The organism is Pseudomonas taeanensis MS-3, assembly GCF_000498575.2.
Lineage (GTDB): Bacteria > Pseudomonadota > Gammaproteobacteria > Pseudomonadales > Pseudomonadaceae > Aquipseudomonas > Aquipseudomonas taeanensis.
The window spans coordinates 1332310-1355039 of sequence record NZ_AWSQ01000001.1 but is presented as its reverse complement, the minus strand read 5'-3'; the positions used below and the strand labels follow the sequence as shown (position 1 = coordinate 1355039).

The following is a 22730-nucleotide window of genomic DNA, read 5'->3' as shown; positions in this document are numbered from 1 at the left end:
GCACCTGCCGTCGCGACAAGGGGCGCCATTCTAGAGAAGCACCCTAGCCTACGCAAGGCGAACTGGTGATTATTTGAACAACCGGCCAAATACGGGGCCAGCTTGCAGATCGCGAGACTCGGCAGGTAGCCCCGCCGAGTCTTGCCAACTTGTCGCGCCCCTGAGCAGGGGCCGCGCGGATCAGGCGCGCACTTTACCCTGGCGCTGACGCAAAGCCTCGAACAGACAGACCCCAGTGGCCACCGAGACATTGAGGCTGCTAACACTGCCGGCCATTGGCAGTTTGACCAGGTAGTCGCAGTGCTCGCGCGTCAGTCGGCGCATGCCCTTGCCTTCGGCGCCCATGATCAGCACTGTCGGTCCGGTCAGGTCCTGCTGATACAGCTCCTGCTCAGCCTCACCTGCCGTGCCGACCACCCACAGACCACGCTGCTGGAGTTTTTCCAGACTGCGCGCCAGGTTGGTCACCGCCACCAGCGGTATGACTTCGGCGGCCCCACAGGCGACCTTGCGCACGGTAGCGTTGAGCGTGGCGGACTTGTCTTTCGGCACGATCACCGCCAGAGCCCCAGCGGCATCAGCGGTACGCAAACAGGCGCCGAGATTGTGCGGGTCGGTCACGCCATCCAACACCAATAGCAGCGGCACTCCTTCGGCACGATCGAGCAGCTCTTCGAGCATCGCCTCGCCCCACACCTGGCTCGGCGTGACATCAGCCACCACGCCCTGGTGCACCCCCTCGACCCACACGTCCATTTCACGACGCTCACACTGACCGACCGACACCCGCGCCTGGGATGCCAACTCGACCAAGGTCTGCACCCGGGGGTCATTACGCCCCTCGGCCAACCACACCTGCTTGACCCGCTTCGGGTGGTGACGCAACAGCGCTTCTACAGCATGCAGGCCATAGATCTTTTCCAACTGACTCATGATTTCGCCTTACGCTTGCGTGGACCACCCGTGCTGCCTGTAGAGGCTGCACCGGCCTTGGCCGGCCCCTTGCGGTGCTTGCTCGGCTTGCCATCTTTACTCGCTGGCTTAGCCGCCTCGCCCTTGCCGCCACGCCCCTTGCCCTTGGACTCGGCGAGTAGCGCCTGCTTGACCTCGCGACTCTTCCTCACATCGGCATTACCGTAGTGCGGGTCGCCCTTTGCCGCAGTGGCCTTGCCTGCCCGCGCACGACCAGACGGAGCCGCTGGCTCGGCACCGCGACCTTTGCGGCCGACCGGCGCGTCGATCACGCTCTGGGCCATTTCGAAGTCGATCTTGCGCTCATCCAGATCGACGCGCATGACCTTCACTTCGACACTGTCGCCCAGTCGGAAATTGCGACCGCTGCGCTCGCCTGCGAGGCGGTGATGTACAGGGTCGAAGTGGTAGTAATCGCCCGGTAGCGCAGTGACGTGCACCAAACCTTCGACGTAAATATCCTTCAGCTCGACGAAGAGACCAAAACCGGTAACGGCGGTGATCACGCCCGGGAAGGTTTCACCGACACGGTCCTTCATGAACTCGCACTTCAGCCAGTTCACCACGTCGCGAGTCGCCTCATCGGCGCGCCGCTCGGACATCGAACACTGCTCACCGAGCTGCTCCAGCGCCGGCTCATCGTAAGGATAAATGCGTGCCTTCGGCATGCTCGCGGCACCAGCCCGCTGCACATGCGGTGTGTCGCGCTTGGAGCGGATCACGCTGCGAATCGCCCGATGGATCAGCAAGTCAGGGTAGCGCCGAATCGGCGAGGTGAAGTGGGCATAGGCTTCGTAGTTCAGACCGAAGTGACCTTGGTTGTCGGCGCTATACACCGCCTGACTGAGCGAGCGCAGCATCACCGTCTGAATCAGGTGATAATCCGGGCGCTCGCGAATAGTTTCCAGCAGGGCCTGATAATCCTTGGGCGACGGGCCGTCTTTGGCTTTACCGCGGTGCAGCGACAAGCCCAGCTCCGCGAGAAACGCCTTGAGCTTCTCCAGACGCTCGGGCGGCGGGCCGTCATGCACGCGGTACAGCGCCGGGATCTCATGTTTCTGCATGAATGCCGCGGTGGCCACGTTGGCAGCCAACATGCACTCCTCGATCAACTTGTGTGCATCGTTGCGCTGAGTGGGTCGGATCTCGGCGATCTTGCGATCGGCACCGAAGATGATCCGCGTTTCCTGGGTCTCGAAATCGATGGCGCCGCGCTCATGCCGCGCAGACAGCAGCACCTGATACAGCGAATAGAGCTGTTTGAGGTGCGGCAACACCTCGCTGTACTCGCCGCGCAACGCCTTGCCCTCACTGCTCTTCGGCTGCTCGAGCATGGCACTGACCTTGTTGTAGGTCAGCCGTGCATGGGAATGGATTACCGCCTCATAGAACTGGTAATCGGTCATCTTGCCGGTCTTCGAGATGGTCATCTCGCAGACCATGGCCAGCCTATCCACCTGCGGATTGAGCGAGCACAAGCCGTTGGACAACTCCTCCGGCAACATCGGAATGACCCGCTCGGGGAAATACACCGAGTTACCACGCACCTGCGCCTCGTCGTCCAGGGCCGAACCAATTTTCACGTAATGCGATACATCGGCGATGGCCACGTAGAGTTTCCAGCCACCCGAAAACAGGCGCCAGCTACCGCCACTCTTCTCGCAATAAACCGCATCGTCGAAGTCGCGGGCATCTTCGCCGTCGATGGTCACGAAAGGCAGATGACGCAAGTCGACGCGTTTCTCCTTGTCCTTCTCCTCGACTTCCGGCTTGAGCTTGTGGGCCTCCTTGACCACCGCGTCGGGCCACACATGCGGCAGATCATAGCTGCGCAGCGCCACATCGATCTCCATGCCCGGCGCCATGTAGTTGCCGACCACCTCGAGCACATCGCCCTGTGGTTGGAATCGCGGAGTCGGCCAGTGGGTAATTTTTACCTCGACGAACTGCCCTTGCTTAGCCCCGTTATTGCGCCCAGGCGTTACCAGAACTTCCTGCTGAATCTTCGGGTTGTCGGCAACCACGAAGCCGATACCGCTCTCTTCGTAGTAACGACCCACGATACTTTCATGGCCACGAGAGATCACTTCGACAATCGCCCCCTCACGACGGCCACGTCGATCGAGACCAGAAACGCGCGCCAAAGCCCGATCGCCATCGAACACCAGACGCATCTGCGCCGGGCTGAGGAACAGGTCATCACTGCCATCGTCGGGAATCAGGAAACCGAAACCATCGCGATGGCCGCTGACGCGCCCAAGGATCAGATCGAGCTTGTCCACCGGGGCATAAGTGCCGCGCCGGGTATAAATCAGCTGACCGTCACGCTCCATAGCCCGCAAGCGGCGGCGCAAGGCCTCGACCTGCTCGTCGCTGACCAAGCCGAGCTCTTCGACCAGCTGCTCGCGATTTGCAGCGGAGCCACGCTCGGCGAGGTGCTGCAGAATCAGCTCGCGACTCGGAATGGGGTTTTCATATTTTTCCGCTTCACGAGCGGCCTCGGGATCGAGGGATTGCCAATCGGCCATTAGAGAGAGTTCACCTTTTCTATATAAAGTCGGTTTTCCATATGCCTATTGAAGCGCGAAACCACTGCTTGGGTCAGCCCGACACACGGAATAAAATTTTTTAACCCCAGGGGTTTACAAGTAAAAAGTCGATCCGTATTATGCGCGCCACAACGACGGCAAACGTAGTTGTAGTTGATAGCAAACGAACATAATTTGCAATCTACGCCCAGGTGGTGAAATTGGTAGACACGCCAGCTTCAGGTGCTGGTGACCTTACGGTCGTGGAAGTTCGAGTCTTCTCCTGGGCACCAATTCAAAAAACCGAGCCAAGCGCTCGGTTTTTTATTGCCTGAAAATAGGGCATTTATCACAGCGACGCACAACTAGCAGCTAACACACAAGGCCCAGCGCACAAGTCGCCACCGAGCCCTCCACCACGCCACCGTTAAACGCGGAACTGACCCAAGCTAGCCTTTAGCTGAGCAGCCAGACCATCGAGCTCCCGACCACTACTCGCAGTCGCCGCCACCGCCTCGGCCGCGCGCTGAGCCTCGGCATGAATCACCTCGACCCGCCCACGCACCGCACCCGCCCCCTCGGCCTGATGGGCCGCAGCCAGAGTTGCGGCATTAATTGCACCATGCACCTCCTCCACCGCAGCCTGGACAGACTGCTGCACCAGATCGCTTTCACGCAACGCCGCCAAGCCCTGATTCGCCTGCTGCGCCGCCTGACCTATGGCAGCAACCGCCTCCCGCGCCCCCTTTTGCAACCCCTCGATATGCGCCTGAATATCCCCAGTCGACTGCTGGGTCTTGCTTGCCAGCGCGCGCACCTCGTCGGCCACCACTGCAAAACCGCGACCACTCTCGCCCGCCCGTGCCGCCTCGATGGCTGCGTTCAACGCCAGTAGGTTGGTTTGCTCGGCAATACCATGAATCACCGTCAACACCACCTCGATCTGCTCACTTTGCCGCGCCAGCCGCTCAATCACTCCAGTGCCGGTTTCGACGCGCAGCACCAACTCCTCGATCGAACCACCCACTCGCGCCGCAATCGCCGCATTGTCTTGAGCCGCCTGACGGATCGCCGCCACCCGCCGCAAGGCCTCCTGCATGGCCTGGCTTTCCGCCTGTGCCTCGTCCGCCATCAGCGCCAAGTCCTGCAGGCTGCCGGCCACCTCGTCGCGCTGGCGCCCGGCCGCGGCCTCAGCCGCCGCACTGCGCGAAGCCAGATGAGCAATTTCGTGCCCCGTGCGTACAGCCACCTCTCCCGCCTCACGCACGATAGGCTGTAGCTTGGCCACGAAACGATTGACTGCCGCCGCCATGTCGCCAATTTCATCCCGGCTGTCCAACTCAACCCGACGCGTCAAATCACCCTCGCCCGCCGCCCAGTCATTCAGCACCGCAATCAGTGTATGCAGCTTGCTGACCACCCGACGCCCCAACACCAGCGCCAATACCAACAAAATCGCCAGCCCGACCAGCGCCAAGCCCAGACTGATACTCCAACGCAAGTCCGCAGCGGCGCGCTCCACCACCACCCGACTGCTTTGCTCCATACCGCCAGCCGCCTCGCGCGCCGCATTCAACCGCGCCGCCAATGCCGCACTACTGTCCGCCGCCGCCCCACTCAAACTCTCGGAGACCAATCGACCACTGCCATCGATCAACGCCGCAAAACGCTGATCCAGCGCGGTCAACTCCTCATCCACCGCGACCGTCGACACCCCCAGCAGCACTCTACCGATCTCCTCGCCCATCGGACTGATTGACGCCTCAGCGAGATAGACACCGGGATCTGCGGAAGCAGCCTGGAGCACCTTAGCCAGCGCACCGCGCCCCTCGCCCTTGGCCTGCAGCGCCTTCACCCGCGCATCCTGGCGATTCAAGTGCCGCGTCAGACGCTTGCCCTCGGCATCGAAATACACAGCAAAGAGCACCGCTGGATTGCGATGAGCCACCCTCACCAACTCGGTTAACGCCGGCGCATCATTATCCCAGACCGCCTTGGGTGCGACGGCCGCAAGCAGCTGCGCCAGATCGTCCGCCGAACTCTGGAGATTAGCCTCCAACACCCCACGCAACTGCGCCTGCTCCTCCGACAATCGCGCCGAAAGGCCTTCTGCCAGCTGCGCCTGAGTCCGCACGGAAAGACCTTCAAGACTGCCCTTCACCTCACGCCCAGCTTGCCCCAACTCTTCCTCCAGGCGCCGGATATCGGCCCGCAGCCCGGCCCCCAGGTCAGCGACCAGGGTCGCAACCGTCCCACGCGTCAATACAACCGCCACGAGCACCTGCAACAGCAATGCGACACCCAAGGCCAAGAAGACTGGCCGCAGCAAGCGACTGTGCAACAACGAAAGAATGGCAGACACAGCAAATACTCCTAACGACCGTACGAGCTATAACGGCGGACTCAAGGATTTATTAAGCCCCACACAACAACCAATGACTTTGCGAGACCAGAAAACGACAAAGGGTCGCTCATGGCGACCCTTTGTCCATACGCACAACTATCGATCAGGCAAACGGATGACGCAGCACGATGGTTTCCTCGCGATCCGGGCCAGTGGAAACGATGTCGATGGGCGCCCCCACCAACTCCTCCACACGCTTGATATAGGCACGCGCAGCAGGCGGCAGCTCGTCCAGACTCTTGGCACCCAGTGTCGACTCGCTCCAGCCCGGCACGTCTTCGTACACCGGCTGCAAACCCAGGTAGCTGTCGGCATCGGTCGGCGCATCGACCAACACGTCGCCATTCTGGTCTTTGTATCCGACACAGATGCGAATGGTTTCAAGACCATCGAGCACGTCGAGCTTGGTAAGGCACAGACCGGAGATGCTGTTGATCTCGATGGCACGACGCAGGATCACCGCATCAAACCAACCACAACGACGGGCGCGGCCAGTAGTGGCGCCAAACTCGTGGCCACGCTTGGCGAGGAAGACACCGGTCTCATCGAACAATTCAGTCGGGAATGGGCCCGAGCCGACGCGAGTGGTGTAGGCCTTGGTAATACCGAGGATGTAATCCAGGTACAGCGGACCAAAACCCGAGCCCGTAGCGATACCACCAGCAGTGGTGTTGGAGCTGGTGACATAGGGATAGGTCCCGTGATCGATATCCAGCAGCGAACCCTGGGCACCCTCGAACATGATGTCCTTCTCGGCACGACGCAGGTCGTGTAACACCGCGGTGACATCGGCCATCATCGGCTTGAGCAGCTCGGCGTACTCCATGCACTCATCCAGAGTTTTCTGGAAGTCGATCGCCGGCTCCTTGTAATAGTTCTGCAGCACGAAGTTGTGGTAATCCAGCAATTCACCGAGCTTGGCGGCAAAACGCTCACGATGGAACAAGTCACCAATGCGCAGCCCGCGGCGCGCAACCTTATCCTCATACGCCGGACCAATGCCCCGACCGGTGGTGCCGATCTTCGCGTCGCCACGGGCCTTCTCGCGCGCCTGATCAAGAGCGACGTGATAGGACAGGATCAGCGGGCAAGAAGGGCTGATCCGCAGGCGCTCGCGCACCGGCACACCTTTCTCTTCCAGCTTGATGATCTCGCGCATCAGAGCATCGGGCGCAACCACCACGCCATTACCGATCAGGCACTGGACGTTTTCGCGCAGGATGCCCGAGGGAATCAGGTGCAGAACGGTTTTCTCGCCGTTGATCACCAGGGTATGACCGGCATTGTGACCACCCTGATAACGCACAACGGCTGCAGCCTGTTCGGTCAGCAGGTCGACGATCTTACCCTTGCCCTCATCGCCCCACTGGGTGCCCAGGACTACGACATTCTTACCCATAACACTTGTCCTCTTCGCGCAAGCTTGATGTCGGCCGCAGCCGACGGAAACAATTCAGGACGCCAGCGGCGCCACCTGCCAACGGCCATCGCTCAACAACAACTGGCGATCACAGCCCGCCTCATGCGCATCAGCCAACGCTTGCCCAGGCAATGCCTGGACGACCCGCGAGCCTTCGCCGCGCAGTTGCTGCACCGCCTGCCACAGATAGACATCATGATTGTCCGGCGCCCAGATACCGGCCGACGGCTCCACCAACTGCATCCGCCCCAGACTGACCAGGGTTTTCAAATCAGTAGAAAACCCCGTCGCCGGGCGTGCGCGACCGAAATCGGCGCCGATGTCATCATAACGACCGCCCTGGGCAATCGACTGGCCGACACTCGGCACGAACGCCGCGAACACCACACCCGTGTGGTAGTGATAGCCACGCAACTCGCCCAGATCAAAGTACAGCGGCAACTCCGGGTAACGCAGACTCAGCGCATCGGCAATCGCCAGCAAATCATCCAGCGCGGCATGCACGTCATCCGGCGCCTCAACCAGACAGGCCTGGGCCAGATCCAGCACTTCACGGCCACCACAGAGCTCGGCCAAGGCGCGCAGCATCTTGCTCAGCGGCGCTGGCAGCGACTCGGTCAGTGCCGTGATCTCATCCATGGCCTTGCGCTGCAGCGCATCGAACAACTGCTGCTCGACCTCACTGGACAACCCAGCCTCACGTGCCAGGCCGCGATAGATACCAACATGCCCAAGGTCCATATGCACGTCCGGCACTATCGCCAGCTCGAGCATGTCCACAAGCAGACTGATGACCTCGACATCGCTGGCCGGGCTGGCATCACCATACAACTCAGCGCCCAGCTGGATAGGGCTGCGCGAGGTGGTCAGCGCGCGCGGCTGAGCGTGCAATACGCTACCGGCATAGCACAACCGACTCGGCCCTTCGCGCCGCAAGGTATGCGCATCGATACGCGCCACCTGCGGCGTGATGTCTGCGCGAAAGCCCATTTGCCGGCCGGACAGCGGATCAGTCACCTTGAAGGTGCGCAGATCCAAATCCCTGCCCGCACCAGTCAGCAGTGATTCCAGATATTCGATGTGCGGCGTCACCACGAACTCATAGCCCCAGCGCTGAAATAGATCCAGCATCTCGCGACGCGCCACTTCGATGCGCGCCGCTTCCGGCGGCAGTACTTCTTCGATGCCATCTGGCAGTAGCCAGCGGTCTACCGTTGCCATTTCGCCATTCCCCTCTTGATCCGGGCGGCACAAGCCATCAGTGAAGCAGATAAAGGAGAGCCGTACCCAGCAGCATGCTGGCCAGCCCCATCAGACGTAGCTGTCGATCCGACAGCCGTACCAGCTGTTCGATCACCCCACGCCAACGGCGTGGGTAGAGAAAGGGCAGGATGCCTTCCAGCACTAACACTAAACAAATCGCAATGCTCAGTTCCTGCCACATGATTCCCACAGACGCAAAAAAGCCGGGATTATCCCGGCTGCCGCATCATACCACGTTTTCTGCGACGGTCACCCCGGCGGACGGCTAGCGCCCGCCGGGGCTCGACTCAGGGCTTGGACTTTTCCAGATAACGGAAGAAGTCGCTGTTGGGGTCGAGTACCAGCACATCACTCTTGTCCGCGAAGCTTTCACGATAAGCCTTCAAGCTGCGGTAGAAAGAGTAAAACTCTTGATCCTGACCATAAGCCCCGGCATAAATTGCCGCGGCCTGAGCATCGCCCTCACCGCGCAGCTCTTCAGCCTGACGGTAAGCTTCTGCCAACAACACGCGCCGCTGACGATCCGCATCGGCACGAATCCCCTCGGCCAATTCCCTGCCCTTGGCCCGATGCTCACGCGCCTCACGCTCACGCTCAGAACCCATGCGATCGAAGACACTGCGGTTCACTTCTTTCGGCAGGTCGATACCCTTGACCCGCACATCCATCACCTCGATACCCAGCTCCCGCTGGGCAGCACGGTTCAGCGAAGCAGTCACATCTGCCATCAAGGCGTCGCGCTCACCAGACACCGACTCATGCAGCGTACGCTTACCGAACTGGTCGCGCAGCGAGGCTTCCAGACGACGCGACAGGCGCTCGTCGGCAATCTGTTTGATCCCGGAGGTCGCCGTGTAATAGCTCTCGGCATCCTTCACTCGCCACTTGGCGAATGCGTCGACCATCAGCGCCTTCTTCTCCAAGGTCAGGAAGCGCGAACTGGACGCATCGAGCGTCAGCAGGCGTCCATCGAACTTGCGCACCTGGTTAACGTACGGGATTTTCACATGCAGGCCCGGCTGCACATCAGGCTCAACGATACGGCCGAACTGCAATAGCACCGCGCGCTCGGTTTGCGCCACGATATAGAAGCTGTTCCAGGCGACCAGCGCCAGCACCACGCCAACTATCAGGGCGATCAGCGATTTATTGCTCATCAGCGGCTCTCCCTCGAACGTAGCCCGGACTGTCGCGGATCACTGCTCACCCGCGCGCCCAGATCGCTAGCACCAGCACCAGAGACTGCACCAGAGGCAGTGCTGCTGCGGCCATCGATCATTTTATCCAGCGGCAGATAGAGCAAGTTGTTCTGCCCCTTCTCACCGGTCACCAACACCTTGCTGGTATTGCTCATTAGCTCCTGCATGGTGTCCAGATACAGACGCTCACGCGTCACTTCCGGCGCCTTGCGGTACTCAGCTACCAGCGCAGTGAAACGATCCGCCTCACCCTGAGCACGCGAGACCACTTCATCGCGATAACCACTGGCATCCTCGAGCAAACGCTGAGCTTGGCCACGCGCCTCAGGCACCACACCATTGGCATAGGTTTCGGCCTGGTTCTTCTCACGCTGCTCGTCTTCTCGCGCACGAATCACGTCATCGAAGGCCTCTTGCACTTCGCGCGGTGCAGCCGCACTTTGCAAGTTCACCTGAGTCACGGCAATGCCGGTGCGGTAGGTATCGAGGAAACGCTGCAAGCGCTCCTTGACCTCACTGGCCATCAGCTCACGACCCTCGGTCAACACCTGATCCATCTCGGTGGAACCCACCACATGGCGCACGGCACTGTCGGTCGCATGCTGCAGACTCATCTCCGGCTGATCGACGTTGAGCACGAAGTCCTGCAAGTTACTGATCTTGTACTGCACGGTCAGTGGCACTTCGATGATGTTCTCGTCCTCGGTGAGCATCTGCCCTTGCTTGCTGTAAGCACGCTCACGAGTGACGTTCTCCTGGAATTTACGATCGATCGGCGGGAAGTAGATATTCAGGCCCGGCCCAACGGTTTCGTAATACTTACCGAAACGCAGCACCACCGCCTGCTCCTGCTCATCGACCACATAGATCGCACTGTACAGCCATATGGCGGCCAACAAGCCCAAGCCAACGAATAGCAAGCCGAAGCCACCACCCTTGCCAGCGCCATCGTCACTGCCACGTTTCTTACTGCCACCGAACAGCCCATTCAGGCTTTCCTGCAGCTTGCGGAAGGCCTCGTCGAGATCCGGCGGCCCCTTGCGATCGCCGCCACGGCGCCCACCCCAAGGATCCTGATTGTTCGAGTTGCCACCCGGCTCATTCCAAGCCATAGCGCTCTCCATACTGATAAAGCAAAGACGCACCCACGGCGCGCCCGCTAATGCTACCGAATGCCCACCGTCAGCGGCGAAACCACTGCAACAGGCTTTATTGCAAAGTGTGTTGCTCGATAAATTCCAGCGGCTTCAGCCCTTCCCGACTGACCAGCCGATTCAACTCCACGCGAGGCAAGCGCACCGCCAGCAGGCTGCTGCCATCTTCGGCATGCCCCTCGCTCTGCACTACACCCAACGCGAAAAACTGCGCACGCAACCGCGCCAACTGCTGCGGCAAGTGTAACGTGCCGACAAACAAGTCATGCCCCAACAACTCGGCAATCGCCTGCTCCAGCAATGGCAAACCCCGCCCATCCCGTGCTGACAGCCACACCCGCTGCGGCTTGCCCTCGGCATTCCGCTGAATTTGCGGCTCGACGCCTTCGAGCAAGTCCAGCTTGTTATACACCTCAAGCACCGGCAACTCATCGGCACCGATTTCACCCAGCACTGCCATCACCTGCTCGATCTGCGCCATACGCTCAGGCTCATGGGCATCGATCACATGCAGCAGCAGGTCCGAGTTGCTCGATTCTTCAAGCGTCGCGCGAAAAGCCTCGACCAACTTATGCGGCAAATGCCGAATAAACCCCACAGTATCGGCCAACACCACCGGCCCCAGATCATCCAGTTCCAACCGACGCAGGGTCGGGTCGAGCGTGGCGAACAGCTGGTCGGCAGCATAGACCTCCGAGCGAGTCAGTGCATTGAACAGGGTTGACTTGCCGGCGTTGGTATAACCGACCAGAGAGACCGAAGGGATGTCCGCGCGCTTGCGCCCACGGCGCGCCTGCTCGCGCTGGCTACGCACCTTTTCCAGTTTCTGCTTGATCTGGCGGATGCGCACACGCAAAAGACGACGGTCAGTTTCCAGCTGGGTTTCACCCGGACCGCGCAAGCCTATACCACCCTTCTGCCGCTCCAGGTGGGTCCAACCGCGCACCAGCCGAGTGCTCATATGATCCAACTGAGCCAGTTCGACCTGCAACTTACCTTCGTGAGTACGCGCGCGCTGGGCGAAGATATCGAGAATCAGGCCGGTACGGTCCAGCACTCGACACTCGAATACGCGCTCGAGGTTGCGCTCCTGACTCGGCGTGAGGACGTAATTGAAGATGACCAGATCAGCTTCAAGAAGCTTGACCTGGTCTCGTAACTCTTCGACCTTGCCACTGCCGATCAGGTACTTCGCCGTTAGGCGATTGCTCGGCACACTGAGAAAGGCCACCGCATCGGCGCCGGCCGAGAGGGCCAGCTCCTGAAATTCTTGCGGGTCTTCGCGCGCCTCGGAGTCTTGGCCGTCCAGATGAACCAGAATGGCCCGCTCCCCACCTTCATGACGCTCGAAGAACAATGCAGCCTCCTAAATCAGGCGTTACCAGGTTCGGCTTCAGCTTGCTCGCTCTCGGCACTCGGCAGGCGCACCGGACGGCTCGGCACCACAGTGGAAATAGCGTGTTTGTAAACCATTTGGCTGACCGTGTTTTTCAGCAGAATCACGAACTGATCGAAGGACTCGATCTGGCCTTGCAGCTTGATGCCATTGACCAGGTAAATGGAAACCGGGACGCGTTCCTTACGCAGGGTATTGAGGTAAGGGTCTTGTAGCGAATGCCCTTTTGACATGTGCCGCACTCCTTTAAGGATCAAAAATAAATAGTTTTAGTAAACCAACAAACGGCTTTAAGTCGTCTTACCCCCAAGGATAGACGGCCAACGGCAAGGTCTCAGGTCAATATGGAGACCGACGCCAAGTATTTCAAGGCGCGCGGCAGATTGTCACAGGCCAGGCTATCCAACCAATGCAAGTCGGCCCAACTGCGCAACCAGGTGAACTGTCGCTTGGCCAGCTGGCGCGTGGCAATGATCCCACGCTCCTGCATCTGCGCCTCACTCAGATTTCCTTCCAAGTATTCCCAGACCTGGCGATAACCCACCGCCCGTATAGACGGCAGCCCCGCGTGCAAGTCACTTCTCTGACGCAGCCGTTCGACCTCGTCGACAAAGCCCTGTTCCAGCATCAGCTGAAATCTTTGCGCAATTCGTGCATGCAACACCTGGCGCTGCGCCGGAGCGATGGCCAAGTGCGCGACAGTATAGGGGAGCTGACCTGCTCCCGGGCTCGCGCCAATAGACTTTTGCGCCGCCTGGCGCTGGCGGTGAGCGGTCATGCTCACGCCGCTGAGCCGATACACTTCAAGAGCACGGGTCAGGCGCTGCGGGTCGTTGGGATGAATTCGCGCCGCCGACTCAGGATCGACCGCCTGCAACTCGCGATGCAGGGCATCCCAGCCCTCAGCCAGGGCACGCGCCTCCAGCTCTGCGCGTACTTGCGGGTCGGCACTGGGCATATCGGCCAGACCATCAAGCAATGTCTTGTAATACAACATGGTGCCGCCGACCAGCAGCGGAATACGCCCCCGGGCGGTGATCTCCGCCATCGCCGCCAGCGCATCGACCCGAAACTCGGCGACCGAGTAGCCTTCAGACGGGTCACGAATATCGATCAAACGATGGGGAAACTCCGCCAGCACCGCCTTATCGGGCTTGGCTGTGCCGATGTCCATGCCGCGATAGACCAACGCCGAGTCGACGCTGATCAGCTCGCACGGCAGCACCCGCGCCAACTCCAGGGCCAGGTCGGTCTTACCGGCAGCGGTAGGCCCCATGAGGAAAATCGCCGGAGGCAAGCGCTCAGCCATGCTCGAGGACTCGCTGAACGGCGCTAATGCGGGCCCGCCCCGCCCCCTTAACGGCCACGCAGGAACAGCTTATCAAGGTCGTCCATGCCCATCTGCGTCCAGGTCGGACGACCATGATTGCACTGACCACTGCGCTCGGTGCTCTCCATATCCCGCAGCAAGGCATTCATTTCCGGCAGCGCCAAACGCCGATTGGCGCGTATCGCGCCGTGACAGGCCATGGTGCCGAGCAATTCGTTGAGGTGCGCCTGAATGCGATCACTGGTGCCGTACTCAAGCAAATCTGCCAGCACGTCGCGCACCAACTGGGTCGCTTCGGCTTGCTTGAGCAATGCTGGAATCTGCCGAATCGCCAGACTTTCCGGTCCCAGCCGCTGCAACTCGAAGCCGAGCTTCTGAAACCAGCAGCCATGCTCTTCGGCGCAGTCCGCTTCGCGCTGACTAACCGCAACGGATTCGGGCACCAACAGCGGCTGGCCCCGCAGCCCCTCACTGGCCATGGCGACTTTCAGGCGCTCATAGGTGATCCGCTCATGGGCCGCATGCATGTCGACCACGACCAAGCCCTGAACATTCTCGGCGAGGATGTACACGCCTTTCAGCTGGGCAATGGCATAGCCCAGCGGCGGTATATCGCCCTGCGCCTCAGGCAAGCTCGCAGGAACCGCCCCAGGCGAAGAGGTCAGCGGCGAGAAAAACTCACGGTACGCCCCCTGAGCCTCGGCTGTCGGCAACGCCGCACCGGGCCGGGGCGCCTGATAGCCGGCACCGGCCGAGCGCCAGACCGACTCAGGCGGTGTGCGCTCCAGCACACTGGCGGCCAGGCCGATTTCGCCTTGCGGGCCGAACTCCCCGGCAGCAGGGCCAGTCGCCCGAACCATCTCGGTAGCCGCCGCAGGAGCCGCCAACTGGTCTTCCGGGCGCACATCACCCAGCGCGCGGTGCAAGGTGCCATAGAGAAAATCGTGCACCATCCGCCCGTCGCGGAAACGCACTTCGTGCTTGGTCGGGTGCACGTTGACGTCGACCACCGACGGATCGATATCGAGAAACAGCACGAAGGTCGGATGCCGACCATTGAACAGCACATCGCGATAGGCCTGACGCACGGCATGTGCGACCAGCTTGTCGCGCACCATGCGTCCATTCACGTAGAAATACTGCAGGTCCGCCTGACTGCGAGAGAAGGTCGGCAAGCCGACCCAACCCCACAAGCGCAAGCCGTTACGTTCGATCTCGATAGGCAGTGCCTGCTCCAGAAAGCCCGCGCTACACACCGAGGCGACGCGACGCCCGCGACTGATCTCATCGTTTGCTTCGTGCAGCCCCAGCACGGTCTTGCCGTTATGGCGCAGATGAAAGGCCACATCGAAACGCGCCAAGGCCAGGCGCTTGATGACTTCCTGCAGGTGATCGAATTCGGTTTTTTCGCTCTTGAGAAACTTGCGCCGTGCCGGGGTATTGAAGAACAGGTCACGCACCTCGACCGAGGTGCCAACCGGATGGGCAGCGGGCTGTACCCGCGGCTGCATGTCGCGCCCTTCAGTCTCCACTTGCCAGGCCTGTTCGGCGTCGGCGGTACGCGAGGTCATGGTCAGCCGGGCAACCGAGCTGATCGACGCCAAGGCTTCGCCGCGAAAGCCCAGGCTCAGTACCTGCTCGAGGTCTTCCAGCTCACGGATTTTGCTGGTGGCATGTCGCGCCAGAGCCAGCGGCAGATCGTCGGCCGGAATGCCACTGCCGTCGTCACGCACGCGCAGTAGCTTGACGCCGCCTTGCTCGACATCCACCTCGATACGTTTGGCGCCGGAATCCAGACTGTTTTCCAGCAACTCCTTGATCACCGACGCCGGGCGTTCGACCACCTCACCGGCGGCGATCTGGTTGGCCAGCCGCGGACTGAGTAACTGAATGCGCGCACTGTCACTCATGGCTGCACCGCTAAGGTGGTGGCCGGAATCTGCAGGGTCTGACCCACCTTGATCAAGTCAGAGCTCAACGAATTAGCGCGACGCAGGGCGCCCAGGCTGACCTGATAACGCTGGGCGATCAGCGCCAGGCTTTCACCGGGACTGACTAGATGATCACGCGGCCCCTGGGCGATCTTGCCGTTGTCGCGCATCCACGCGATATAGGTGCCTGGCGGCGGATTCTGCTGAAAGAACTGACGCACCCCTGCCTGAATCGAGCGGGCCAGGACCTGCTGATGGCTGGCCGAGGCCAGCTTCCGTGCTTCATTAGGGTTGGAAATAAATCCGGTCTCGACTAGGATCGAGGGAATATCCGGCGACTTCAACACCATGAAACCGGCCTGCTCGACCCGTCGCTTATGCAGAGGAGTGATCCGGCCGATATTGCTCAACACCTTTTGCCCGACATTCAGGCTGGACGACAGCGAAGCGGTCATCGACAGGTCCAACAACACCCCCGCCAACATCCGATCCTTGTCATCCAGACTGACATTACCGGCTCCCCCGATCAGGTCCGACTGGTTTTCCGTATCGGCCAGCCAGCGCGCGGTTTCCGAGGTCGCGCCACGGTCCGACAAGGCGTACACCGAGGCACCAAAAGCCGCGGCACGTGGCGCCGCATCGGCGTGAATCGAGACAAACAGATCGGCGCCCTTCTTGCGGGCAATCTCGGTACGTTTGCGCAACGGAATGAAATAGTCACCGGTACGCACCAGCTCGCCCCGAAAACCCTTCTCCGCACTGATCTGGCGCTGCAGTTCCTTGGCCAGGGCCAGGGTCACATGCTTCTCATACTGTCCCTTGACTGGGGACAGCGCGCCCGGGTCCTCGCCACCATGCCCCGCATCGATGGCGATGACGATATCGCGCTTGCTGCTGGGCACCGGGGTTAGCTTAGGCGGCGCCTGGGTCGGAGTAACGGGCACAACGGGGGCACTGGCGACTGTGGTCGCCGGCAGGCTGGGGGCCCCCGCTTCCTGGTCGAACAGGTCGACCACCAGACGGTGGCCATACTGCTGGTTGGGCGCCAGGGTAAAACTTTTCGGCGTCACCGACGCCGACAGGTCGATCACCACCCGCAGGTCTTCGGCCGTGCGTTGCGCCGAGCGCACGGCGGTAATCGGTGTATTGCTCAAGACCAGCTGATCGAGTTGAGTGGCGAGCTTGCCCCCCCTGACATCGATCACGATGCGATCCGGCGCGCTGAGGGTGAAGACGCTGTGCTGGACTGGCCCGGACAGATCGAACACCAGTCGCGTGTTATCCGGCGCACGCCACAATCGCACACTGCGCACATCCGAAGCGGCGACAACCTCGGCAGCGAACGCCGCCAATACCACTCCAACCGCGATGAAACGCGCGCTTATGCGCATAGCCAACCCCATTATTTAACTCATGCTCCGGTGGCCAAAGCGGCACACCAGGTCTCACCGCACACAGTCTGCCCGCGTACTCGCAGCAAGCGTCCAGGCGCTTGCGCAGTAATGGTAATGTCCAGGTCAGCCTTTGGCAAAAAACCGGCACCGCGTTGTGGCCACTCGACCAAGCACAGCGCATCGCCCTCGAAGTAGTCGCGAATCCCCAGGTACTCCAACTCCTCCGGGTCGACCAGCCGGTACAGGTCGAAATGAAAGGCCCGGACACTGCCTATTTCATAAGGCTCGACCAGGGTAAAGGTCGGGCTTTTTACCGCACCAACGTGCCCCAGACCGCGAATAATCCCGCGCGACAGGGTGGTTTTGCCAGCCCCCAGGTCGCCATGCAGGTAGATGATGCCACGCCCGTCACTCACCTGCGCGATACGCGCGCCCAACTCCAGCATCGCCGACTCATCGGCGGCATACAGCTCTACTTCAGACAAACCGACTGCTCCTGCAATAACTGACGAATGGCAGCGCACAAATCACTGGCCGCCAACCCACACCCTTGTTCAGCCAGTCGCTCACCGGCACTCGCATGCAACCAAACGCCCAGAGTCGCGGCGGCAAATGCCGGCAGCCCCTGGGCTAACAGCGCACCAATCAATCCGGCCAGGACATCACCCAAGCCCGCACCCGCCATAACGGGATGGCCACGATCACACAGCAGCAACTGCCCCGCCGGATCGGCGATCAGGCTGCCCGCACCCTTCAGCACGCATACTGCCTGATAACGCTGAGCGAGCGCGCGCGCCGCGCTCGGCCGGTCGGCCTGGACCTCGGCCGAGGTGATCCCCAGTAGGCGTGCGGCCTCGCCAGGGTGCGGGGTGATCACGCCATTGCTCGGCATGTCGACCGCACCCGCCGCCAGCATATTCAAGGCATCGGCGTCCCACACCTGCGGCGCCGCGCTAATCGCCGCGACCGACAACAGGCTACGCCCCCACGCGCCCTGCCCCAGGCCAGGGCCGACCACCCAGACGGTCGCCGACTGCCCAAGCGCCAGCAGCTGGTTGGCTGAAGCCAGGCCAACGCTCATCACTTCGGGGATACGCGCTTGCGCGGCGGCCAGGTGCTCGGCCCGGGTCGCCAGCGACACCATGCCGGCACCACTGCGCAGTGCGCTCTGCGCCGCGAGCAAGGCGGCCCCGGCGAAACCACGCTCACCGCCGACCACCAACACATGGCCCAACTGGCCCTTATGCACGCTACGCGAGCGTCGCGGCAGGCACGGCAGATTGCCTCCAGCCAGGCGCTGCGCCATACATGCCTGCTGTATGACCAGCTGCGGATCGGCCTGCAGATCATCAAATTGCAACTCGCCGACCCAGTCCGCCGCTACGCCGGTGAATAAGCCCAGCTTCAAACCGATCAGCGTCAGCGTCAGTTGTGCGCGCACTGCGACGCCGAGGACCTGACCGCTGTCGGCGCACAGGCCCGAGGGTACATCCACCGCCAGCACCGGCAGCCCACTGGCATTGAGCAGGCGAATGACCTGGGCATAGGGCTCGCGCACCACGCCGTGCAAGCCTGTGCCGAGCAGCGCATCGACCACCACGCCGTCGAGCGCCGCGCACTCAGTCCATGCTTGCACCGCCACCCCGGCAGCCAGCGCTTCGTCCCGCGCCAATGCGGCATCGCCCTGCAGCTGCTCGGCGTCACCCACCGCCAGCAGCGTTACCCGCCACCCGGCGCGCAGCGCCAACGCGGCGACCAGGTAGCCATCGCCGGCGTTGTTGCCACGTCCCGCCAGCACCGTAAGCGCTCCGGCCTCAGGCCAACGCCGGCGCAGCGCGCGCCAGATGGCATGGGCGGCGCGGCGCATCAGCTCGAAGCCTGGCGTACCGGCGGCGATCAGCCGGGCGTCGAGTTCGCGCACCTGGGCGGCGCTATACAGGGCAAGGGGAAGATTGTCGGGAGAATGCGGCATGCGTGGGCTCCGATGTCTGGCAGAATTATACCCACCTCCGCTCCGGTTTCCCGCTCAACATGTCCCCCAGTACGCTCGACCACACCGCTCTCGCCACCCTCGCCCAGTCGATCAAGGACTGGGGCCGCGAGCTGGGCTTTCAGCAGGTCGGCATCGCCGGACTGGATCTCGCCGAGCACGAGGCGCACCTGCAGCGCTGGCTGGCCGCCGGCTATCAGGGCGAGATGGACTACATGGCCGCCCACGGCAGCAAGCGCTCGCACCCGGAGCAACTGGTGCCGGGCACACTGCGTGTGGTCTCGCTACGGATGGATTACCTGCCCGGCGATACGCAGATGGCGCAACGCCTGAGCGAGCCGGAGAAAGCCTATGTGTCGCGCTACGCTCTCGGCCGCGACTATCACAAACTGATCCGCAAGCGCCTGCAGCAGCTGGCCGAACGCATTCAGCAACACATCGGCCCATTCGGCTACCGTGCCTTCGTCGACAGCGCCCCGGTGCTGGAAAAGGCCATCGCCGAACAAGCCGGGCTCGGCTGGATCGGCAAAAACACCCTGGTGCTCAATCGCCAGGCCGGCAGTTACTTCTTTCTCGGCGAGCTGTTCGTCGACATTCCCCTGCCCGTCGATGCGCCGCACGCCAGTGAGCACTGCGGCCGCTGCACGGCATGTCTGGACATCTGCCCGACCGCCGCCTTCGTCGGCCCTTATCTACTGGATGCGCGGCGCTGCATCTCCTACCTGACCATCGAGCTGAAAGGATCAATCCCCGAGGAGCTGCGCGCGCCGATCGGCAATCGGGTGTTCGGCTGCGACGACTGCCAGCTGGTTTGCCCGTGGAATCGTTTCGCCCGCCCTACCGAGCAAGGCGACTTTCAGCCGCGCCACAGCCTGGACAACGCCGAACTGGCCGCGCTGTTTCGCTGGAGCGAGGAGGAGTTTCTCAGCCGCACCGAAGGCTCGCCGCTGCGCCGCGCCGGCTATGAGCGCTGGCTGCGCAACCTGGCGGTAGGTCTGGGCAACGCACCGTCGAGCATTCCGGTGCTCGAGGCGCTCAAGGCTCGCCGCGAGCACCCCTCGGCTTTGGTGCGTGAGCACGTCGAATGGGCGCTCGCGCGTCACGCCAAGCGGGGCGGCGCATAGCCTGCAGCGCCCTCAGACCTTGAGGAAGTGTTCACGGTAGTACACCAGCTCGGCGATCGACTCGCGGATATCGTCCAGCGCCAGGTGCGTGCCCTTCTTCTGGAAGCCTTCCTTGAGCTTGGGCGCCCAGCGCTCAGTGAGGATTTTCAGGGTCGAGACGTCCAGGTTGCGATAGTGGAAATAGGCTTCCAGGCTCGGCATGTAGCGATACAGGAAGCGTCGATCCTGACCGATGCTATTGCCGCAAATCGGCGACTTGCCTTTGGGCACCCACTGCTCGAGAAAGGCCAGGGTCTGCGCCTCGGCTTCGGCCACACTGACCTTGCTATCGCGCACCCGCTGGGTCAGACCACTCTCACCGTGGGTGCGGGTGCACCACTCATCCATGCCGGCCAGCAGCGCATCGCTCTGGTGTACAGCAATCACCGGACCTTCGGCCAACACATTGAGGTCACTGTCGGTGACTATGGTGGCCATTTCGATGATGACGTCTTTATCTGGATCCAGACCGGTCATTTCCAGGTCGATCCAGATCAAGTTCAGTGGGTTTTGCATGATGCGCTCCTCGGCTAGAACGGGCAGTTTAGCGAATAATTCATTCGCCGATGCGCCTGTCGTTAGCCTGGCATGCGCCAGAGCAACAGCCGCGACTGGCGCCAGTCGCGCAACTCGACCTGTTGATCCGCCGGCACACCCGGCACCTCGAAGCTATTGCTGATCAACCAGCTACCGGCCGCCATCTGCCCCCGCGCTTTGTCCCACAACGCGGCCATCGGCGCCGGCGAGAGGAAGCAATAGACCACCGCGAACGCCGACAGGTCGGTGCGCCAGAGGCTTTCGTAGCGAATCCGACAATTGCTCTGCGGCACGCTGCGCAGCCAGGCGATGACAAACGTCAGCGGCGCCGTTTCCACCCCGACAAACTGCGCCTGCGGAAACTGGCGAGCCAGCCACAACAAAGTACCGGCCGGTCCGCAGCCGAGATCGACAAAGCTGAAGCCCGGCGCCTGCCGGGTGAGCAGGTCGGCCAACTGCCGACGGCATTTCGTCCCGCTCAGGTACAGCGGCACCTGCTCACCGAAGCTGTTCCAGTTGAGCAACAGCACCAACAGAAACCCGCCGAAAAATACCCAAGGCGACAGCGGCGCCCCGCTCAGGGCGAGCAGCGCCGGGACGAACGCCAGGTTCAGCCACCACCACCAGCGCGACAAACCGAAGCACTGACCGAGGCTGGCGGCCAGCAGCCCTTGCGCCACGCCAGCCAGCAACCAACTGGGGCGCCAGACCCCGAACTGCGCCGCCAGATAGACCAGAACGCCAACCAGCACGGTCGCGCACAACTGGGCCGACAACGCCAGCAACGCCGGATAACGCCCAAGCAATTGCCGCATCATCCTCGTCGCTCATCCATTCACCGCACTCCAAAAGCAGCTTGCCATGTCGCGCAGTTTAACCGCTCGCCGGCCAACTACCGCAGTGCATGCGAGTCGTCACGAGGCGCGTGCTAGACTCGCCGCCAGTTTTCATTGCTACTCAACCCTCGGAACCCCCATGGCCAAACGCCAACTCAACCGCCGGCAAAACTGGCGCATCGAAAAAATTCAGGGCGAACGAGCCGCCCGCGCGGCCAAGCGCGAGTCGCAAGCCGTGCAGATCCTTGAGGGCGGCGACCTCGGCCCGGAACAGCTCGGTCTGGTGATCGCCCACTTCGGCGTGCAGGTCGAGGTCGAAGCACTGGATGGTGAGCTGGCCGGGCAAGTATTCCGCTGCCACCTACGCGCCAACCTGCCGGCCATGGTTACCGGTGATCGCGTGGTGTGGCGCGCCGGCAATCAGGGCATTGGCGTGATTGTCGCGCAACTGCCGCGCAATACCGAACTGTGCCGCCCGGATACCCGCGGCCAGCTGAAGCCGGTGGCGGCCAATGTCGACCTGATCGTGATCGTCTTCGCCCCCCTGCCGGAACCTCACGCCAACCTGATCGACCGTTACCTGGTGGCCGCCGAGCATGCCGGCATCCGCCCGCTACTGCTGCTGAACAAGGCCGACCTGATCGATGAGCAGAACGCCGTAGCGCTGAACGCCTTGCTCGGCGTGTACCGCCAACTGGGCTATCCCCTACTGGAGGTGTCCGCTCACCAGGGCGACGGCATGCAACAGCTGATGCAGCAACTCGACGGTCACGTCAGCGTGTTCGTCGGCCAGTCCGGGGTCGGCAAATCGTCACTGGTCAACAGCCTGCTGCCCGATGTGGATACCCGGGTCGGCCCCTTGTCGGAACTGACCGGCAAGGGCACGCACACCACCACCACCGCGCGACTGTTCCACTTCCCCGGTGGCGGCGAACTGATCGACTCCCCCGGTATCCGCGAATTCGGCCTGGTGCATGTCAGCCGCGAAGATGTCGAGGCGGGTTTTATCGAATTCCAGGATCTGCTCGGCCATTGCCGCTTCCGCGACTGCAAGCATGACCGCGAGCCAGGCTGCGCGCTGCTCAAGGCCTTGGAAGACGGGCGCATCCAGGCGCAACGCATGGCCAGCTACCGGCATATCCTCGCCAGCCTGCCCGAGGCCGACTACTAGGCCTCACGCGAACAGCAACTGAAACGACAAGGCCGCGATTGA

Annotated in this window: 19 protein-coding genes, 1 tRNA gene and 1 pseudogene; 3 read left to right on the top strand and 18 right to left on the bottom strand. The window is 61.9% G+C overall.

The features are described 5' to 3' along the window. Nucleotides 1–180 precede the first annotated feature (180 nt). Complete coding sequence (rlmB, locus tag TMS3_RS05840) at nt 181–933, bottom strand: 23S rRNA (guanosine(2251)-2'-O)-methyltransferase RlmB (RefSeq protein ID WP_025164321.1); 753 nt, start codon at nt 931–933, stop codon at nt 181–183. After that, nucleotides 930–3500: a ribonuclease R gene (gene rnr / locus TMS3_RS05835; protein WP_025164320.1), complete on the bottom strand. Its 2571-nt coding sequence runs from the start codon at nt 3498–3500 to the stop codon at nt 930–932. Before rnr ends, rlmB begins: the two co-directional genes overlap by 4 nt. A 206-nt stretch (nt 3501–3706) precedes the next feature. On the opposite strand from rnr, the gene TMS3_RS05830 reads away from it, so the two are divergent. Further along, a tRNA-Leu gene (locus TMS3_RS05830) sits at nt 3707–3793 on the top strand. 134 nt (nt 3794–3927) lie between these two features. Here TMS3_RS05830 and TMS3_RS25900 read toward each other — a convergent pair. The 14 genes and pseudogenes from TMS3_RS25900 to TMS3_RS05765 form a co-directional block, all read right to left on the bottom strand. After that, on the bottom strand, nt 3928–4812 hold the full coding sequence (locus tag TMS3_RS25900) for a methyl-accepting chemotaxis protein (RefSeq protein WP_407691603.1): 885 nt from the start codon (nt 4810–4812) through the stop codon (nt 3928–3930). Beyond that, nucleotides 4786–5046, bottom strand: a pseudogene (locus TMS3_RS25895) (HAMP domain-containing protein); the annotation flags it as partial. The gene TMS3_RS25900 and the pseudogene TMS3_RS25895, both read right to left, overlap by 27 nt. A 961-nt stretch (nt 5047–6007) precedes the next feature. Further along, nucleotides 6008–7303: an adenylosuccinate synthase gene (locus tag TMS3_RS05820; RefSeq protein WP_025164318.1), complete on the bottom strand. Its 1296-nt coding sequence runs from the start codon at nt 7301–7303 to the stop codon at nt 6008–6010. 54 nt (nt 7304–7357) lie between these two features. Further along, complete coding sequence (locus tag TMS3_RS05815; protein ID WP_025164317.1) at nt 7358–8545, bottom strand: ATP phosphoribosyltransferase regulatory subunit; 1188 nt, start codon at nt 8543–8545, stop codon at nt 7358–7360. A 37-nt stretch (nt 8546–8582) separates the two neighbouring features. Beyond that, nucleotides 8583–8768: a DUF2065 domain-containing protein gene (locus TMS3_RS05810; protein WP_025164316.1), complete on the bottom strand. Its 186-nt coding sequence runs from the start codon at nt 8766–8768 to the stop codon at nt 8583–8585. A 106-nt stretch (nt 8769–8874) separates the two neighbouring features. Then, a complete protein-coding gene (hflC, locus tag TMS3_RS05805; RefSeq protein ID WP_025164315.1) occupies nt 8875–9744 on the bottom strand; it encodes a protease modulator HflC in 870 nt (289 codons plus the stop codon). Further along, the gene (hflK, locus tag TMS3_RS05800) at nt 9744–10898 is read right to left on the bottom strand and encodes an FtsH protease activity modulator HflK (protein ID WP_025164314.1); all 1155 of its coding nucleotides are present in this window, start codon (nt 10896–10898) and stop codon (nt 9744–9746) included. The genes hflC and hflK overlap by 1 nt, the downstream gene beginning before the upstream one ends. A gap of 97 nt (nt 10899–10995) precedes the next feature. Beyond that, nucleotides 10996–12297 carry a ribosome rescue GTPase HflX gene (gene hflX / locus TMS3_RS05795; RefSeq protein ID WP_025164313.1) on the bottom strand — a complete coding sequence of 434 codons (1302 nt, stop codon included), beginning with the start codon at nt 12295–12297 and terminating at the stop codon, nt 10996–10998. Nucleotides 12298–12311: 14 nt separating this feature from the next. Further along, on the bottom strand, nt 12312–12569 hold the full coding sequence (hfq, locus tag TMS3_RS05790; protein WP_025164312.1) for an RNA chaperone Hfq: 258 nt from the start codon (nt 12567–12569) through the stop codon (nt 12312–12314). Nucleotides 12570–12670: 101 nt separating this feature from the next. Continuing rightward, nucleotides 12671–13645, bottom strand: coding sequence for a tRNA (adenosine(37)-N6)-dimethylallyltransferase MiaA (miaA, locus tag TMS3_RS05785; RefSeq protein WP_025164311.1), 975 nt, complete (start codon nt 13643–13645; stop codon nt 12671–12673). Between the two features lie 47 nt (nt 13646–13692). Then, nucleotides 13693–15576 carry a DNA mismatch repair endonuclease MutL gene (mutL, locus tag TMS3_RS05780; RefSeq protein WP_025164310.1) on the bottom strand — a complete coding sequence of 628 codons (1884 nt, stop codon included), beginning with the start codon at nt 15574–15576 and terminating at the stop codon, nt 13693–13695. Next, a complete protein-coding gene (locus TMS3_RS05775) occupies nt 15573–17000 on the bottom strand; it encodes an N-acetylmuramoyl-L-alanine amidase (RefSeq protein ID WP_407691597.1) in 1428 nt (475 codons plus the stop codon). Before TMS3_RS05775 ends, mutL begins: the two co-directional genes overlap by 4 nt. An 8-nt stretch (nt 17001–17008) precedes the next feature. Beyond that, complete coding sequence (tsaE, locus tag TMS3_RS05770) at nt 17009–17476, bottom strand: tRNA (adenosine(37)-N6)-threonylcarbamoyltransferase complex ATPase subunit type 1 TsaE (RefSeq protein WP_025164768.1); 468 nt, start codon at nt 17474–17476, stop codon at nt 17009–17011. Further along, nucleotides 17464–18963 (bottom strand): bifunctional ADP-dependent NAD(P)H-hydrate dehydratase/NAD(P)H-hydrate epimerase, encoded by a 1500-nt coding sequence (locus TMS3_RS05765; RefSeq protein WP_025164308.1) that lies wholly within the window; start codon nt 18961–18963, stop codon nt 17464–17466. The genes tsaE and TMS3_RS05765 overlap by 13 nt, the downstream gene beginning before the upstream one ends. 59 nt (nt 18964–19022) lie before the next feature. Between TMS3_RS05765 and queG the strand changes: the two genes are divergently transcribed. Then, nucleotides 19023–20105: a tRNA epoxyqueuosine(34) reductase QueG gene (gene queG / locus TMS3_RS05760; protein WP_200929598.1), complete on the top strand. Its 1083-nt coding sequence runs from the start codon at nt 19023–19025 to the stop codon at nt 20103–20105. Nucleotides 20106–20117: 12 nt separating this feature from the next. On the opposite strand, the gene orn is transcribed toward queG, so the two are convergent. Both orn and TMS3_RS05750 read right to left on the bottom strand, forming a co-directional pair. Beyond that, a complete protein-coding gene (gene orn, locus TMS3_RS05755; protein ID WP_025164306.1) occupies nt 20118–20660 on the bottom strand; it encodes an oligoribonuclease in 543 nt (180 codons plus the stop codon). A 62-nt stretch (nt 20661–20722) separates the two neighbouring features. Beyond that, nucleotides 20723–21499 (bottom strand): class I SAM-dependent methyltransferase, encoded by a 777-nt coding sequence (locus TMS3_RS05750; protein ID WP_025164305.1) that lies wholly within the window; start codon nt 21497–21499, stop codon nt 20723–20725. A gap of 157 nt (nt 21500–21656) precedes the next feature. Here TMS3_RS05750 and rsgA point away from each other — a divergent pair, with 157 nt between their 5' ends. Further along, complete coding sequence (rsgA, locus tag TMS3_RS05745) at nt 21657–22688, top strand: small ribosomal subunit biogenesis GTPase RsgA (RefSeq protein ID WP_025164304.1); 1032 nt, start codon at nt 21657–21659, stop codon at nt 22686–22688. Nucleotides 22689–22730 lie beyond the last annotated feature (42 nt).